Raw genomic sequence first — 15,414 nt, forward strand, 5'->3', positions numbered from 1 at the left:
AGCCAGGGAGCTACGATGGAAGAATTGGAAGAGGCCAATGTAACAACCTATTGTTTCGGCGACTGCCGCTTCATCCCCGCTCGCCAGTTGTTGCTTCATCGCGAGGTTCCAATCCGTGTCGGATCCCGTGCGATCGATCTACTTCATGCGCTGGTACGCCGGCCTGGTATCGTTGTCAGTAAGGACGAGCTCTTTCGCGCAGCCTGGCCGAACGTTTTCGTCGATGAGAGCAACCTCAAGGTCAACATCGCAGTGCTGCGGCGCGCTCTGGCGCAGGTTGAGCCCGATCTAACTTGCATCGCAACCGTGCCGGGCCGCGGCTATCGGTTCGTCGCGCCACTGCGCGTCCTCGGCGTTGCTGACGGGGCAGCTCTTTCCGAGGCGGTCAGAGGTATTACAGGGGAATTGCCAGCCCCACCGGCGCTGATCGGGCGCGACGAGGCTATGGCCGACCTCGCCGGCGCGCTTGCCGAGACCAGGCTGCTTACAATTGTCGGCCCGCCCGGCGTCGGCAAGACGAGCGTAGCAGTTGCCACCGCATGGCAAGTCGGTGAGAGCTTGAAGGACGGCGTCTGCTTCGTCGATCTTGCGGCGATCGACTCTCCGCAGCTGGTAGCGCCGGCAATTGCCTTTGCGTGTGGCCTGAACAGCAATCTCGTCAATATCCTGGCAGGTCTTGTCGAAATGTTGCGCGACCGTGAATTGTTGCTGGTGCTCGACAATTGCGAACATGTGTTGAACGCCGCGGCGACGGTTGCAGACCACCTCAATCACGCGCTTCCGAGGCTTCTCGTCGTCACGACGAGTCGAGAGCCACTCCGGTGCAGGCGGGAGTCGGTCTATCGTCTCGCACCGCTTCGCTTTCCGCCCGCGGGGAGCGAGCTGGACGCGGCAGCGGCGTTAGACTTTTCGGCCGTAGAATTGCTGGTACAGCGCGCGGTGACGCAGGGATATCGGCTCGACGATGCGGACGCCTCTTCGCTCGCGGCCATTAGCCGTCGCCTCGATGGTATCGCGCTGGCGATAGAATTGGCGGCGCCGCGGCTGTCCACCGATGGGCCTGCCAAGCTGGCCGACCTGTTGGAGAATGCCTTCGATGCGTTTGTGTTGCAGGGGAACGCGGCGGCGCCTCGGCATATGACGCTGATGGCGATGCTGGACTGGAGCTATAGGTTACTTCCCGAGCGCGAAGCATGTCTGCTGCGTCATCTATCACTATTTAGTGGAATTTTCACGCTGAACGATGTTGTCGGCGTCTGCGGCCATCTCGGGTCGGCAGAAGATGTCGGGGCGTGGCTGGAGAGCCTTGCCGCCAGATCGTTGTCGTCTGTCAGCTATCATAGCGGACACCGATACTATCGCCTCCTTGACAGCACGCGGAGCTTCGCCAGCGAACGCCTTCGCGCGAGCGGCGAAGAGCAGGCGGCGATGGCGAGCTATGCCCGCTACCTGCTGGCTCTGTTCGAACAAGGCGAAGTCGAGTGGAACTGGCGAGCGCGCGAAGATTGGACCGCACGTTACGGCCGTTGGGGAAATGATCTCCACCGAGCCATCGATTGGGCGTGGCGTGATGGACACAACAGGGAACTCGGCATCCGGCTGACCGCAGCCGCCATTCCACTGTGGAACGAGCTGTCCTCCCTCTCAGAGACCCGAACGCGCGTGGCTGAAGTGGTGGAGGGGCTGAATGGTCTGGCTATGGACGATGTTGTGCTCAGATTGAAACTCGTGTCGGCGCACGCCCTCAATCTCAATTTCGGCGACGATCGCGGACCGGAGATTGAAGCGGCGTGGCGTGAAGCGAGGAGCCTTGCCGACGAAACCGGGAATGTCGAGTACCGGTTGCGAACGACGATGGGCTGGGCCGGCGCGAAGACATTCGCCGGAAATCATCGCCAAGTCCTGTCCGCCCTTTCCGAACTCCGCGGCATCCTCAACCAGGAAGGAGGTCACTCGGCGGTGCCCGATGTCACGAGACTGGAATTGGTCAACCGTTTCTACTGCGGCGATATCGAGACTTCGGTCACCGGCCTCAAGGCGTTGGCACGCAGCCATTCCACGGTCGCCTATCGCTCGCAGACGTCAAGGTTTCAACTCGATCGCTTCGTCGGAATACGGTCCTATCTCGCGCCGATGCTGTGGGTAGTCGGCGAGCACCGGGAGGCCTTTGATGTGGCGCAGGAATGCATTTTGGCCGCAACGACCATCGGCCATCCCGTCTCGCTCATGCATGCGTTGGCGGTGGGGGGACTTTCGGTATCGCTTTGGTCTGGCCTTCTTGACGTGGCGCAGGACCAGTTGAAGCGGCTGGAAGCGCAGTACCAAATCTGTCAGCTGGACATTTGGCCGCCCCTTATTCGATTCTATCGGGCTGCCATCGACACCGCTGGCCGTGACGCGCAGGCGGTAGACAGAATGCGTGACGCTATCGGCGGACTCAGGAGCCGCAATCTGCGGATTCATTTCGCAATGAACCTCGCAATGCTCGCGGACGCTGCTCTGTCCCATAATCGTCTCGATGTCGCGCGCGCCGTCGCGGCAGAAGCCAGCGATTATCTGGAGCGGGACGAGGCTTGGTGTCGCTCAGAATTGTTCCGCGTCATTGGCCTCACGCGGTGGCGCGAGGGTGATGTCCTTTCCGCCGTGGAAAATTTGGCCATGGCGGTGCGGGCGGCGCAGCGAAGCGGCGCTCTAACTCTCGAACTGCGCGCTGCGACCCAACAGGCCAAACTCGCGCTGCAAACTGGACATGGTGATATCGCGCTAAGTCACTTGGCCTGCGTGTACCAACGCTTCGAAAGCGGCTTGCATACCGCCGATGTGGTCGCGGCGCGCGACCAGATGGAGGTTGGTCAGATGATCTCACGGGGCGGCTCTTAATCTGCCCACCTCAAATCGTGAAAGGACGGAGCCGGTTCGCAATACTCAATCAGCAATTCGGTGAGGACCCGTATCTTCCGTGCGGGATGCTGACCTGGCGGGCGGATGACATAGGCACCTGCCGGGGGTGGTGGATAATGCGTCATGACCGGCACAAGCGCGCCGGAGGCAATATATTCATGGGTAAGGCAATCGGGCAGGTAAGCGATCCCTAATCCTGCTACCGCGGCGGCGACCAGAGCAGTGCCGTTGTCGGCTTTAAAGCGCCCCTGCGGACGAACCGTGATGATCTTGTCGCCATCCATGAGTTGCCAGGCTTCGGTGCCCTGCATGAGGGCCTCATGAGCGACGAGTTCCTCCGGCGTCTCGGGAGACCCATGCGCCTTGATGTAGTCCGGGCTTGCGACGAACTTCCCATAGATCGGTCCGACGCGTCTTGCGATCAAGTTGGAGTCCTGAAGATAGCCAACCCGGATCGCACAATCATAACCCTCTGTGATGAGATCGACGAAGCGATCACTGTAGCAGGTGTGGATGTGGAGCTGGGGGTGGCGGCGCGCCATTTCCGCGAGGATGGGAGCGAAGTGAGTCTGGCCGAAGGAAAGCGGCACGGCAACTCGCAAGCGGCCGCGAAGGTCACCGGCGGGTAGGATCGTTTCCCTGGCCACGTCGATCTCGGCGCAGACTCTCGCTGCATAATCTCGGAACGTGACCCCTGCTTCCGTGAGAGCGGCGCCCCGGGTGGTCCGTGCAAGAAGCTGGACACCAAGTTCCGCTTCAAGCCGGAAAAGCCGCCGACTGACGATCGACTTGGAGACGCCGAGCCGGAGCGCGGCCGGCGAAACGCCCCCGGCATCAGCCACTTCCACGAATGTCTGCAGTTCTTCGATATCCATTTAGCGTTCCCCTTTCCGCGACACAGCTTGCCATAAAAGCGTGCTACCGCATCTCGAATAGGAACGGCAATACTGCTTCCAGGCAACGTCGCCCCTGGCGCATGTCTCCCGCAAAACCAATGCCGCTCATGGGCGGCAGCAAAGGAAGTAATAATGACCTTTCGTAACGGCCTTGCTTCGCTTCTTCGTCCCGAAGATTCGGTACTCGTTCTGATCGACCACCAGCCCTACCAGCTCGCGAACCTGAACAGCCACGATCCGCATGCAGTGGTCAACAATTCGACGGCACTGGCGAAGGCCGCGAGGGCTTTCGGTGTTCCCACCATCCTGACGAGCGTGATCGCCGATCGGGGCGGTCTCATCTTCCCGCAAATCACCGACGTATTTCCCGGCCACGAGGTCATCGACCGTACGTTCATCAATACCTGGGAAGACAGGAACGTCGTGGACGCGGTCAAAGCGACCGGCCGCAAGCAGCTGATCATCGCCGGCCTGTGGACCGAAATCTGCGTCGCGATGCCGGTGATCCAGGCGCTCGGCGAAGGCTGGGATGTGACTGTTATCACCGACGCGTCGGGCGGCACTTCGGTCGAGGCCCACGAGGTCGCCATCCAGCGGATGATCGCGGCTGGCGCGAACATGATGACCTGGCTGGCGCTGGCGTCCGAATGGCAGCGCGACTGGGCGCGCACCGAGCACGCTGCAGAGTTGACGGAGGTTCTCAAGCAGCACGCCGCCGGTAGCGGCATCGCGTACCTCTGGGAGCAGCAGCTGCTCAACACGCCGGTGCCGAGCAACGCAGGCTGATCTGAGCGGGGGTGCAGAGATTCTCGAGTGAGGCGTTGCGAAAAGACTGATTGCTTATCGAGACTCTTCACCCCCTCTTGATAGGAAGACCGTCCATGCCTGGATGCGCGCGGTCGTCATGATCGACGACCACGAGCCGCACTGCTTTCGTCACGCGCGGAGGTCCGCGGCCAGGCGCGCCAGGCCAACCTACTGACCGACCACACGATGAGGGTGATTGAGTGGGCAAAGGCTGGCCGCTTACGGGCCTCGATACCGGAGAATGTCCAGAAGCAGGCTCAAAGCGGGAGAAGGCTGGCGCCGGCTCGGATAGTACAGGTGATATCCGGGAAACGTCGGACACCAGTCCTCGAGCACCCGGATCAGGCGCCCGTCCGCTATCGCAGGCATCACCTTGTCTTCGGGCATGTAGCCCAGTCCCAGGCCGTCCAGGGCAGACTGATATCTGAGTGCGAGGCTGTTGAACACGAGCTGCCCCTCGGCGCGCACCCTCACTTCACGCCCGTCTTTTTCCAGTCCCCATGTGAATAGACCTCCATAGGTCGGCAGCCGCGCGTTAATGCAGCTGTGGGCAGCCAGATCGTTGGGGGTTCCGGGGCGCGGGTTGCGCTCAAAGTAAGCAGGAGATCCGACCAGAGCCATGCGCATGTCAGGGCCGATGCGGACTGCAATCATGTCCTTCGCGACCTGTTCGCCCATCCGGACGCCGGCGTCAAAACCTTCGGCAACAATATCCCTCAGGCCGGCATCAATGATGATCTCAACCCGAATGTCCGGATAGTCCAGCAGGAACCTGTTGAGGGCCGGCTGGAGGATGCTTACGGCCGGGTGTTCACCCGAGGTGATCCGGAACGTCCCTGCGGGCTTGTCCCGAAGCTCGCCCAGGGCTGCCAGTTCCGCCTCAATCTCATCAAAGCGTGGTCCAACGGTGCGCAGCAGGCGTTCCCCGGCGTCGGTGGATGCTACGCTGCGCGTGGTGCGGGTCAGCAGGCGAAGTCCCAGCCTCTCCTCAAGATTGCGGATTGTCTGGCTCAGCGCCGACGGCGACACACCCAACTGCGCTGCAGCCTTGGTGAAGCTCCGTGCCCGGGCCACCGCGGCGAATGCAGCAAGGTCGTTGAACTCCATGGATTTGTTAGCTCTCCTAAATACCACATGCGGATTATAGCACATTATCATCCAGTTCTCAGCCGCTTATCTTGATGAGGCCGCTCCGGCTCTACGCGCCGGCACAGGCGCCGGTGACGCATTGCGTCTCCAGGCAATGATGCACAGCGCACTCTTTCACGAAGGATTTTTCATGCGGAATGTTGAACGTCCCGGCCCGGAAATCGGCCGTCGATCGCTGCTCGGAGCGGCAGGATTGGTTGCGGCCGCCACCATCGGCGCCGCCGCGATCGGTCCCGCCGCCGCACAACAGGTAACGCCCGTGACGACCACGCTCTCCTCCGGCGCCCGGCGCAAGCTCGGCACGCTCGAGGTCTCCAGCGTCGGCATCGGCATCCAGAACATGCATCGCAATTTTCAGACGACCATCCCGACCCGGTCTGAAATGTACAACATCATCCGGACGGCTTTCGATCGTGGCGTTACCTTTTTCGATTGCGCCGAGGCTTACGGTCCGCATGAAGGTGAGCGCATTCTTGGGGAAGGCATTGCCGCATTCCGTGACCAGGTCGTGATCACCTCCAAGTTTGGCTGGGACGTTGACCTGGTGACCGGCGAACGCCGCCCAGGCCGTATCAGCCGCCCCGATCACATCAAGCTCGCGGTCGACGGTATGCTCAAGCGTCTTCGCACCGACCGCATTGATCTTCTCTACCAGCACCGTGTCGACCCGGAAGTGCCGATCGAGGATGTCGCCGGCGCCGTCAAGGATCTGATCGCAGAGGGAAAGGTCCTGCACTGGGGCCTCTCCGAGATGGGTCTGAAAACGCTTCGCCGCGCCCATGCCGAACTGCCCCTCACTGCCGTGCAGAACGAATATTCCATGGTATGGCGCGGGGCCGAGGCGGAAGTCATCCCGACCTGTGAGGAACTCGGCATTGGCTTCGTGCCGTGGAGCCCTCTGGGTGTAGGGTTCCTCACCGGCGCCATCGACGCGCGGACGCGCTTTGCAGAGGGCGACATCCGCCACGATGAATCCCGCTACTCGCCGGAGAACCTGCCGCACAACCTGACCCTTGTGAACGTGGTCAAGACGTGGGCGGAGCGGAAACAGGCAGCGCCTTCGCAGATCGCGCTGGCCTGGCTCCTGCATCAGAAGCCGTGGATTGTACCGATCCCCGGCGCCACGCAAATGCCGCACATGCTCGAAAACATCGGCGCACCGGCAATCCAGTTCACCCCGGCCGAACTCGATGAACTGAATACCTCGGTGCGCGCAATCGAGATCAAGGGACAGCGCCTGCCCGATCGCGTGCTGCAGTTCTCGGGCGTGGAAGCGCGCGAAAAAGCTTAATCAACCGACGCCCCGGAAACGGAAAGGGTCGCGCTATGAAAACCAGGAAACTCGGAAGCCTTGAAGGCCCGGCCCTCGGCCTTGGCTGTATGGAAATGGGCTGCATGGGAATGGGCGGGCATGTATGGCACTCCCACCGACCGACCTGCGATGCTCGAACTGTTCCGGGGCGCTTACGATCGTGGTGTCATCGAGGCGCCGATCGGGAAGAGTCGGCCCGGTGATTGCTAAGCCCGTATTCATGGCGCTGTCCTTGTTTCTGGGAACATCCGGGGCTGAGACCGCGCAGCCGGCGCAGGCGCTGGCGAGCTCGGAACAGAGCCGCCTGGGCAGCGGGCAGGCCGGCCGCTCCACCCACCTGACTGCAGATAGTCCGATTCAGGATCTTCTGCAGCATCCGGCCTTCTCAGGCTTTGCCCCCTTGATCATGCCCCGGCACGAGCGTGCCGTCGATGATACGATGCTGATCCGCGACTTTGGCGCCCTCCTGCCGTATCACACGAATGTTGATCCGGAGGTTGTCGTTGCCGGCCTGAACCGGATGATTGATGACGAGACTGCTGGCAATACGGTCTTCCATGACATCTATACCGCCGAGCAAAAACGGGCTGATCCGTCCCTGAACGAGACCGGTCTGTTCTTTTTCCGCGGCAAGGCAGGCGCACCGTTTGCCGTGATCGCCGCAGGCGGCGGGTTCTCCTATGTCGGCTCCGTTCACGAGGGCTTTCCCTATGCGGCAGGCATCAATGCCGAGGGCCTGAATGCGTTTGTGCTGCGATATCGCGTCAGCCAGGGACGCGCGGCCGCAATGGGCGATCTGTCTGCCGCCCTGGCTTATATTTTCCGCAACGCGGGCCAGCTCGGCGTCAGCACCGAACACTATTCGCTCTGGGGAAGTTCTGCGGGCGCGCGGCTGGCGGCGTCCATGGGCTCGCATGGCACGGCGGCTTTCGGGGGTGAGCCCCTTCCCAAGCCTGCCGCTGTTGTCATGGCCTATACCGCCCACTCCGATTATGCGGCGACTGAGCCACCCACTTTCGTGGTGGTCGGCGCACATGATGGCATTTCCCCGCCGGCGGCCATGCAGCGACGCGTCGAAGCTCTGCGGAAGCAGGGCACACCGGTCGAGTATCGGCTCTATGACGATGTCGGCCATGGCTTTGGCATCGGTTCTGGCACCAGTGCGGCTGGATGGATATCGGAGGCCGCCAGGTTCTGGAAAAAGCACGCGCTGATTTCGGCGGCCACTACGACCTCTGAGAGCAGGTAGAAATCGCATGAAAGGATCGTCGAAGGCCCGCCGGCATCGACAAAATGGAGAGTCGTTATGAAATTAGCCGCCCTGCTGATCACGGCCCTGATACCCGCAGGTGCTGCCCAAGCACAGTCTCAACCCGAACAGTTGGCAAGCCAACAGGCAGCCCCTGCAGCCCAGCAGCCGGCGAGGGCTAGCGCCTCCGGCGCACTTCAGCAGAAGCTGGCGCCGCAAGTCGCGAGATCAAGCCGGAACGTAGGTCAACCTGATCACATCCTCGCCAATCCGATCGTGAGCCATCAGGCGGAGCGGCGGCCGGGGTCCGGCGAAATATGGCTTGCCGTGACCGAGCACGACGGGGTGCAGGTAGATTCGATACTCATCGATCAGGCCAAGTGCGGTGAGGCTTTGCGCCAAATTGGGGCCGGCAACTTCGATCTCCCCGTCGCGTTCCGCCTTCAGCTCGCGGATTGCGGCCTCAAGATCTTCCCCAACGAGCCTGGCATTGGGACCGACCGACTTCAACGAGCGCGAGACGACCCATTTCGGCTGATTCCGCCACGCCGCCGCGAAGGCCTGTCGCTCTGCATCCCATTCCGGATGTTCGTCGTCCCAATAACGCATGACCTCATACATCTGGCGACCGTACACACTGCCCGCCTGCCGCTGAGCCTCTTCGATGAAGTGGCGGAAGAGCGTCGGGCTTGGCGCAAACGCCATATGATCGACGTAGCCGTCCAGGGACTGGTTCATTCCGAACACAAGCTTAGACATCCTCACTTCCTCCTCAAACGGCACATCCGCGCAGGCCCGATTGCATTATGCAATCGGTCTCAAGTTAGCTCAACTGGTTTTATATCGCAATTGGTATTGAAGAGCGCATAAATCCGCGAGCTGATGGTCGCCAACTGCCATGCGAATTGCTGACCCGGTCAAAGGAGCGGACAGCCTCGAACATTCTGGCCAACCGGCCGGCTTGGGGTGACAACGGCCCGTCCACGTCCAGCGATCCGAATGGACAAGCCGCCGCCGGAGGGCGCTATTTCAGCGGCAGCAACAGTTCCGCCACCGCCTCATGCTCCGCCACTTCCGGGAAGAAGCTCAGCCGTTGACAATAGATCGGGAAGTCGCGTGCTTCCTCGCCGCTGGCCGGAAGCCAGTCGCGATAAAGGTAGAGCGCGCCGGGCTCCAGATTGTCGGTGTTGCCGACGACGCGCAGCACCGCGCAGCGTCCGCCAGGGATCTCGCCGGCTTTGATCTCTTTGCCGTTCGCCTCGATCGGTTGGTCGGTCCCGACACAAAGATCCACGCTATAATCGGCAGGCGACTGAGGACGCCGCTCGGAACGCCAGACGTTGAAGGTCGGACTTGTCCTGGGGTGCAGGCCAGCGGCCTTGCGCCAGGCGATGAACCGCTGGATGGTGGCACCGAGCGTCGCCGGGTCGCCCCGATGCTCCATGATCGCCACGGGCGTGGTGGGCACATTGCGAATTATCACGTCGTCAGTGGTAAAAGTCTTCTGCATGAGCTTGCTCCTTGCATTGTCGAGAGGCCCGAAGGCGGCAAGCCACGGCTCCCAGTCGGGAGACTTCCGAAACGACGAAGGCGATTGCCCGAACCGTTGCCGAAAGGCGCGGGCGAAGGCATCCGGCGCATCGTAGCCGGCATCCATCGCTATATCGGTGACGCGTTCTTCGTCCCTGTAGGCCAGCCGGTATGAAGCGCGCTTCATGCGGGCAAGCTGGATATAGCGATGCACTGACAATCCGAAGGTCGCCGTGAACTGCCGGTGGAAATGAAACTTCGAGAAGGCTGCGACACCGCTCAGAATATCAAGATCGAGATCGGCATCGAGGTGCCGGTCGATATAGTCCAGCACTCGCTGCATCCGCTCATGATAGTTCCGAAGCGCTGCGGTCATTCGTCTTGGTCTCCGTGGCAGCTCAAACTAGATCCCTCAGGCAACGCAGCGCTCGACCGATCTTGCGGTTTGGCATGGATCAGCCGGCGTGCCGACCGATCCGAGTATGCGATCCTCGGCCGGCCGTTGTCATGGAGGGATGACGACTGTGATCCGAAGCCGGCTTCAGCGGCCGTAGGTGACCTCGACGGAGGCCTTGTCGAGCGTGTTTGCCCTGACATAGAAGCCAACCATGGCAGCCGGCGCAGTCTCGGGAAGCGGGAGCTTGTCGACCGACAGCGCGTAGACGGTGAACTGGTAGTGGTGCGGTGGATCGCCGGCCGGCGGACACGCGCCGCCATAGCCTGACATGCCAAAATCGGTGCGACCTTCGACAGTGCCTGCGGGAAGCTTTTTGTCACCGCTGGCGCCAGTGGCGATCTCCGAGGCATTTGCGGGAATGTTGAAGACCGACCAGTGCCACCAGCCCGAGCCTGTGGGAGCATCCGGATCGTAAGCCATGATGGCGAAGCTCTTGGTCGCCTCAGGCGCACCCGACCAGGTCAGCTCCGGCGAGATGTTCTTGCCGGCGCAGCCGAAGCTGTTGAAGACCTGGGCGTCGGCCATGGACTTGCCGGCGACCAGATCCTTCGAGGTGAGCTTCATTTCGGCCTGTGCGGCCGTCGCGCCGAAGACGGACGTAGCGAGAAGTACTGCTGTGATGAAACGCATGCTGTTTTCCTGCGGTTGATAATGTCGGAAAACTATCGTCACCGCGCAAGCGCATCTGCCCCGCTACGCTCAACTTCTGCCCCGATCCGCTCAAACCGCTCAGAGCCACCCCGCACATGGCGCGGATTGACGCCGAACCGCTCCTTGAACCGCGCCGCGAATTGAGAAGGAGAGTCGTAACCGACCTCAAGCGCAATCTGCGCCATCGGCAGGGTTGTGGTTTGAATGAGGCCCAAGGCGCGGTTCATCCTTGTATCGCTCAAGATCTCAGTAAAGCCGGTACTTTCGGCGGCGAGCTTCCGCCTGAGTGTCGCTTCGCTCATGTTGAACGAGCGCGCCGCATGGCCCAGCGTCCAATCAAAGGCCGTATCGCTTTCGATCATCTGCCGCAGCCGGTCCTCGAGCCGAGGGCTTTGGCATTGGCCCAGCACCGCTCCGCCGAGCGCAAACCAGGTGATCAGTTCGATCAAACGCGCCTTGGCAATAGCGCCGGGAAGCCTCGTCAAATTGCCGGGCTGACAGCAATAGTCGAACAATGCCGCAGCTTCCTCCGGCAGGTCCGAGGTGCCTGCCGGGACAGGCCTTGATGGAACGGCGATCGATCCCATCCTGCTATAGGCTTCCTCGAATAGCGGTCGCGGAACGGGAAGCGCCAGGGTCTGATACTTCTGCGGCGCATTGGGAATGTTCTCCATCGTCAACGGTCGATAGTCGGGCAGCAAGCCATAGGCGCCCGCCTCGAGGCGCAAGGCCTTGTCATCGGCCATGACAATCTTCGTTCCCGATTGCACCTGTATCAACAAGGGGCTCGTATTGACGAGACGATAAAAACAGGCCCGCCCGCCCTGACGGATCAAGGCTCTCGTCGGAACGGGAAAGACGTCGTCGAGCATATGTTCTCCGCCAACGGGATGGATGATCGTGGGGCTCCGGCCGCCAGGCCGTGATAATGGAGCTATGATCGGTAGAACCGGCATGAAGACGCCCGCCTCGCCCCACCGATCCCTTGAGGATCGGGAATATCAAAACCACGTGTGATGGGCAATCTTGAGCGTCATTTAGTCATCGATGTGAACTCGGGTCTTGTCGCCAGCCTCCGCCCGGCTTTTCACGTGATCGATGAAAGCCCGCAGCTTCGGCATCACCTGATGACGGCTGGGATAGTAGAGGAATACACCTGGCGCCATCGGGGCGAACGCCTCCAGGACGCGGACGAGTTTTCCCGCCTTCACGGGTCCGGCGGCGATTGGCTCCGGCACTTGCGCAAGCCCCATATCTTCGATGGCCGCCCCCAGCATGGTGGGAAAATCATGGGCGATCAACGGCCCGGAGACAACCGCCTCTATCGGCTCTTTGCCGCTGACAAACGACCACGGCGCGATTGAGCCGTTCGAGCGGCGCATGCGGATACAGGCATGTTGACGCAGATCGTCGATGCGCTCGGGCCGCCCTCTCCGGCGCAGATATTCGGAGCTGCCGACGACGACCAGCGGGAAGGGCGGCGTCAGCCGCACTGCGATCATATCGGCTGCGATGAACTGGCCGAGCCGGATACCGGCGTCAAATCCTTCGGCGGCGATATCGACCAGTCCCTCATTCGCGGCGACCTCCACCTCGATCTCGGGAAAGGCCTGGCAGAAGGATGCGATCAGTGGCTCCAGCAGGATCGGCACCACTGCCGGCGGCACCGTGAGACGCAACAGTCCAGCCGGTCGCTGCCCGAGCTCACGCGCAAGCGCGCTTGCGGCGACCAGTTCCTCGAAAGCGGGCTTTGCGCGCATAAGAAACCGCTCACCGGCCTCCGTCAGGCCGACACTGCGCGTCGTGCGGATGAAGAGCACTGCGCCGACACGCTCCTCGAGCGCGCGTACGGCCTGGCTGATTGCCGATGGGGTCACTCCGAGCTCCCCAGCTGCTTTGCGAAAACTGCGGTGCTGGGCAACGCTCAGAAACGCCTCAACGCCGTCGAGCGCGCCTTGCCTGACTGTGAAGTTCTGCTTCATACCGCATCGATATTATCGCCAATAGTCGATCGAGGGAAGCGGCTGTACATCTGGATCCCACAAATCAGGAGTGCCCCGATGTCGACGGAATCCATCTTCCAAACCCATCTCGTCCTAGGTTATGTCGCGTGGCTGCTTTGCTTCGGCGCCTATATTCTGCCCTGGCTCACTTCGATGGACAGGGTCAGGGCGCACCGCGCCATTGCCGCTCTGCATAGCTTCCGCTTTTTCGGGCTCGTCTTCATTCTGCCCGGCGTCGTCGGTCCCACCCTGCCCGCCAGCTTCGCCGCCTTCGCCGCCTATGGCGACCTCGCGGCCGGGCTGCTTGCCATGCTGGCACTCATTACGATCAGGATACGTCCGGTCTTCTGGCTATTCGTCATCGCCTTCAATCTCGTGGGGATGGGCGACCTCGTCCTCGACTACTATCACGCGATCCAGGCCAGCCTGCCGGCGCGGGCGGAGGAATTGGGCGCCGCATATGCGATCCCGGTCATCTACGTGCCCCTGCTGATGATCAGCCACGTCTTCGCATTCTATTTGCTGCTGCGTCCTCAACCTAAGGCAATCCAGGCCCTCGCTGGCGAGGCTGCGGTATCTTAGGACTCCGCCGTCTCAAGCCCTGAACCTCGCGATAGTGTGGTGACGGAACCATCTGCCTCGCATATCTTGTCTTTGTGTTACCTGCGGGACTCAAGCTGATGGCTCACTCCGAAAACCTCATTGCAACGGTCTCGACCAAAGGGCAGATCATTCTCCCAAAAACGATCCGCCAGCGGCGGAAATGGGAGGCTGGTACTCGGCTGATCGTTGAGGAAACTGCGGAAGGCGTGCTTCTGAGGCAGGCTCCTGCCTTTTCTCAAACCAAGCCGGACGATGTATTCGGCATGCTTCCCTTCAGCGGTGAGCCGAAAACTCTGGAAGACATGGAAACCGACGTATTGGCCGAAGCCCGCCGCCGTGACGGCCTCGAATTCGCAGATGGCATCTAACCCTTAGACTTGCGGACATAATCGACCAATGCGCGCAGCTTCAGCGGCTGCCTCTGGCGCCTGGGGTAATAGAGATAGAAGCCCGGAAAGGGCGGACAGAAATCCTCCAGCAGCGGCACGAGTTCGCCGCGGTCGATATAGGACTGGAAGGTCTCCACCATGCCGAAGGTGATGCCTGCTCCCGCGCAGGCCATGCGGATCATCATTCCCATGTCGTTGGTCGTGACTGTGGGATCGACGGAGACGTCGAAGTCGCGGCCGTTTTCGGTGAATTCCCAGCGATAAGGCGCCGTATCCGGGCGTGGCCGCCATCCGATGCAGGCGTGGTTCTGCAACTCGCGGGGATGGCGGGGATGGCCGCGGCGCTCGATGTAGCTGCGGGATGCGGCCGCGCATTGTCGCTGCTCTTCGGAGACTGAAATCGCAATCATATCCTGTTCGATCACCTCGCCCAGCCGGACACCCGCGTCGAAGCCGGCCTCGACGATATCGAATTCGTCATCGGTGATGGTGATATCGAGTTTGATATCAGGGCAGGCTTCCATGAAGCCGGCCAGCAAGGTGCCGGAGAGGAAGTTCTCGGCGATCGAGGAAACGGTGATCCGCAGCAGGCCGCTCGGGCGCGCCTGCATTTCCCTTACCGTCTGCATCGCATCCTTGACCTGACGGAGCGATGGACGAACCGCGTCGAAGAACATTTCGCCGGCTTCGGTCAGGCTGACGCTGCGCGTCGTGCGCTGGACCAAGGCGACGCCGAGCCGATCCTCCAGGCGCTGCAGGGCCTGGCTGACGGCGGAGCGGGTAACGCCGAGCCGCTCGCCGGCGAGCCGGAAGTTGCGCGCCTCCGCCACCGCAAGAAAAACCGAAATGCCTTCGAGATCGTCGACCATTGGTTAGTATCTCTAACCAAGGCATCCTGGATTGGCAACTTAATCACTCGGGTTCTCCGTATTATCTTTCAGTCGAGGTCAACGAAGGCTTCGAAAGGCAAGGCAATGCGAAGGATTCTCAAAAGCCCCCTCCTGCGGTTTTTCACGGTGGTCACCCTGGCGGGCGCAGCGACCAGTTCGTTCGGCGCCGACATTGTGAACGACCGAGAAACTCAGCAGCAACAAACAAGCGAGAACAGAATGCAGCAACATCCCTATGTCGGCATGTGGGTGACGGATGATGGCCGCGTCCGCCACGAACTTCTGCCCAATGGCCGATACGACGAAGCTCGCGGCAGCCGGGAAAGCGCCTACCAGGGACGCTACGAAGTCACCGGAAGCCACATCGAATATTGGGATGACACGGGCTTCACGGCCGACGGCGACTTCGTCGACGGCAATACCCTCCATCATGGCGGCATGGTGCTTCGGCGCAAATGATATGCCGCCTGAAAGGCAACGATGCGCTGCGCGCAAACTTCGACGCCTGGGCGGAAACAACGCTCAGCGCCGATTTTCCCACCTGACCGCCAGGCGAGCGGCGTACACATGGAGCTTG

Annotated in this window: 15 protein-coding genes and 1 pseudogene; 8 read left to right on the forward strand and 8 right to left on the reverse strand. The window is 61.4% G+C overall.

The features are described from left to right. Positions 1-15: 15 nt before the first annotated feature. Positions 16-2,880 carry an ATP-binding protein gene (locus tag OLZ32_RS14840; RefSeq protein ID WP_264421593.1) on the forward strand — a complete coding sequence of 955 codons (2,865 nt, stop codon included), beginning with the start codon at positions 16-18 and terminating at the stop codon, positions 2,878-2,880. Here OLZ32_RS14840 and OLZ32_RS14845 read toward each other — a convergent pair. Continuing rightward, positions 2,877-3,776, reverse strand: coding sequence for a LysR family transcriptional regulator (locus OLZ32_RS14845; protein ID WP_003544689.1), 900 nt, complete (start codon positions 3,774-3,776; stop codon positions 2,877-2,879). The genes OLZ32_RS14840 and OLZ32_RS14845 overlap by 4 nt on opposite strands. A 153-nt stretch (positions 3,777-3,929) precedes the next feature. Here OLZ32_RS14845 and OLZ32_RS14850 point away from each other — a divergent pair, with 153 nt between their 5' ends. Further along, positions 3,930-4,583 carry a hydrolase gene (locus OLZ32_RS14850; RefSeq protein ID WP_264421595.1) on the forward strand — a complete coding sequence of 218 codons (654 nt, stop codon included), beginning with the start codon at positions 3,930-3,932 and terminating at the stop codon, positions 4,581-4,583. A gap of 240 nt (positions 4,584-4,823) precedes the next feature. Here the strand turns inward: OLZ32_RS14850 and OLZ32_RS14855 are convergent, their stop codons facing one another. Beyond that, positions 4,824-5,711 (reverse strand): LysR family transcriptional regulator, encoded by an 888-nt coding sequence (locus tag OLZ32_RS14855; RefSeq protein WP_017990027.1) that lies wholly within the window; start codon positions 5,709-5,711, stop codon positions 4,824-4,826. A gap of 172 nt (positions 5,712-5,883) precedes the next feature. Here OLZ32_RS14855 and OLZ32_RS14860 point away from each other — a divergent pair, with 172 nt between their 5' ends. Beyond that, positions 5,884-7,044 (forward strand): aldo/keto reductase, encoded by a 1,161-nt coding sequence (locus tag OLZ32_RS14860; RefSeq protein WP_264421598.1) that lies wholly within the window; start codon positions 5,884-5,886, stop codon positions 7,042-7,044. A gap of 220 nt (positions 7,045-7,264) precedes the next feature. Continuing rightward, entirely contained in the window at positions 7,265-8,314 is a 1,050-nt protein-coding gene (locus OLZ32_RS14865) for an alpha/beta hydrolase (RefSeq protein ID WP_264421600.1), read from the forward strand. Positions 8,315-8,542: 228 nt separating this feature from the next. On the opposite strand, the gene OLZ32_RS14870 is transcribed toward OLZ32_RS14865, so the two are convergent. From OLZ32_RS14870 to OLZ32_RS14890, 5 genes are all read right to left on the reverse strand, one after another. After that, positions 8,543-9,073: a dihydrofolate reductase family protein gene (locus OLZ32_RS14870; protein WP_003544683.1), complete on the reverse strand. Its 531-nt coding sequence runs from the start codon at positions 9,071-9,073 to the stop codon at positions 8,543-8,545. A 265-nt stretch (positions 9,074-9,338) separates the two neighbouring features. Further along, complete coding sequence (locus tag OLZ32_RS14875; RefSeq protein ID WP_264421602.1) at positions 9,339-10,220, reverse strand: AraC family transcriptional regulator; 882 nt, start codon at positions 10,218-10,220, stop codon at positions 9,339-9,341. Between the two features lie 165 nt (positions 10,221-10,385). Beyond that, positions 10,386-10,931: a YbhB/YbcL family Raf kinase inhibitor-like protein gene (locus OLZ32_RS14880; protein WP_003544680.1), complete on the reverse strand. Its 546-nt coding sequence runs from the start codon at positions 10,929-10,931 to the stop codon at positions 10,386-10,388. A 38-nt stretch (positions 10,932-10,969) separates the two neighbouring features. Then, entirely contained in the window at positions 10,970-11,824 is an 855-nt protein-coding gene (locus OLZ32_RS14885) for a helix-turn-helix transcriptional regulator (protein WP_264421605.1), read from the reverse strand. Between the two features lie 165 nt (positions 11,825-11,989). After that, complete coding sequence (locus OLZ32_RS14890) at positions 11,990-12,934, reverse strand: LysR family transcriptional regulator (RefSeq protein WP_003544677.1); 945 nt, start codon at positions 12,932-12,934, stop codon at positions 11,990-11,992. Positions 12,935-13,012: 78 nt separating this feature from the next. Here OLZ32_RS14890 and OLZ32_RS14895 point away from each other — a divergent pair, with 78 nt between their 5' ends. Then, entirely contained in the window at positions 13,013-13,537 is a 525-nt protein-coding gene (locus tag OLZ32_RS14895) for a hypothetical protein (protein WP_264421607.1), read from the forward strand. 98 nt (positions 13,538-13,635) lie between these two features. Then, positions 13,636-13,926 (forward strand): AbrB/MazE/SpoVT family DNA-binding domain-containing protein, encoded by a 291-nt coding sequence (locus OLZ32_RS14900; protein ID WP_264399672.1) that lies wholly within the window; start codon positions 13,636-13,638, stop codon positions 13,924-13,926. On the opposite strand, the gene OLZ32_RS14905 is transcribed toward OLZ32_RS14900, so the two are convergent. Continuing rightward, positions 13,923-14,816 (reverse strand): LysR family transcriptional regulator, encoded by an 894-nt coding sequence (locus OLZ32_RS14905; RefSeq protein WP_264421609.1) that lies wholly within the window; start codon positions 14,814-14,816, stop codon positions 13,923-13,925. The genes OLZ32_RS14900 and OLZ32_RS14905 overlap by 4 nt on opposite strands. Positions 14,817-14,921: 105 nt before the next feature. Here OLZ32_RS14905 and OLZ32_RS14910 point away from each other — a divergent pair, with 105 nt between their 5' ends. Continuing rightward, positions 14,922-15,296 carry an Atu4866 domain-containing protein gene (locus tag OLZ32_RS14910; RefSeq protein WP_264421611.1) on the forward strand — a complete coding sequence of 125 codons (375 nt, stop codon included), beginning with the start codon at positions 14,922-14,924 and terminating at the stop codon, positions 15,294-15,296. After that, positions 15,278-15,382: pseudogene (locus OLZ32_RS39395) on the forward strand (short-chain dehydrogenase/reductase); the annotation flags it as partial. The gene OLZ32_RS14910 and the pseudogene OLZ32_RS39395, both read left to right, overlap by 19 nt. Positions 15,383-15,414: the final 32 nt, after the last annotated feature.

The sequence above is a fragment of the Rhizobium acaciae genome (assembly GCF_025941625.1).
Classification (GTDB): domain Bacteria; phylum Pseudomonadota; class Alphaproteobacteria; order Rhizobiales; family Rhizobiaceae; genus Rhizobium; species Rhizobium acaciae.

Coding starts and splice junctions, on each gene's coding strand:
- OLZ32_RS14845 (WP_003544689.1), bottom strand. CDS start 3,776: ATGGATATCGAAGAACTGCAGACATTCGTGGAAGTGGCTGATGCCGGG.
- OLZ32_RS14850 (WP_264421595.1), top strand. CDS start 3,930: ATGACCTTTCGTAACGGCCTTGCTTCGCTTCTTCGTCCCGAAGATTCG.
- OLZ32_RS14900 (WP_264399672.1), top strand. CDS start 13,636: ATGGCTCACTCCGAAAACCTCATTGCAACGGTCTCGACCAAAGGGCAG.
- OLZ32_RS14910 (WP_264421611.1), top strand. CDS start 14,922: ATGCGAAGGATTCTCAAAAGCCCCCTCCTGCGGTTTTTCACGGTGGTC.
- OLZ32_RS14840 (WP_264421593.1), top strand. CDS start 16: ATGGAAGAATTGGAAGAGGCCAATGTAACAACCTATTGTTTCGGCGAC.
- OLZ32_RS14870 (WP_003544683.1), bottom strand. CDS start 9,073: ATGTCTAAGCTTGTGTTCGGAATGAACCAGTCCCTGGACGGCTACGTC.
- OLZ32_RS14860 (WP_264421598.1), top strand. CDS start 5,884: ATGCGGAATGTTGAACGTCCCGGCCCGGAAATCGGCCGTCGATCGCTG.
- OLZ32_RS14855 (WP_017990027.1), bottom strand. CDS start 5,711: ATGGAGTTCAACGACCTTGCTGCATTCGCCGCGGTGGCCCGGGCACGG.
- OLZ32_RS14890 (WP_003544677.1), bottom strand. CDS start 12,934: ATGAAGCAGAACTTCACAGTCAGGCAAGGCGCGCTCGACGGCGTTGAG.
- OLZ32_RS14880 (WP_003544680.1), bottom strand. CDS start 10,931: ATGCGTTTCATCACAGCAGTACTTCTCGCTACGTCCGTCTTCGGCGCG.
- OLZ32_RS14895 (WP_264421607.1), top strand. CDS start 13,013: ATGTCGACGGAATCCATCTTCCAAACCCATCTCGTCCTAGGTTATGTC.
- OLZ32_RS14875 (WP_264421602.1), bottom strand. CDS start 10,220: ATGACCGCAGCGCTTCGGAACTATCATGAGCGGATGCAGCGAGTGCTG.
- OLZ32_RS14905 (WP_264421609.1), bottom strand. CDS start 14,816: ATGGTCGACGATCTCGAAGGCATTTCGGTTTTTCTTGCGGTGGCGGAG.
- OLZ32_RS14885 (WP_264421605.1), bottom strand. CDS start 11,824: ATGCTCGACGACGTCTTTCCCGTTCCGACGAGAGCCTTGATCCGTCAG.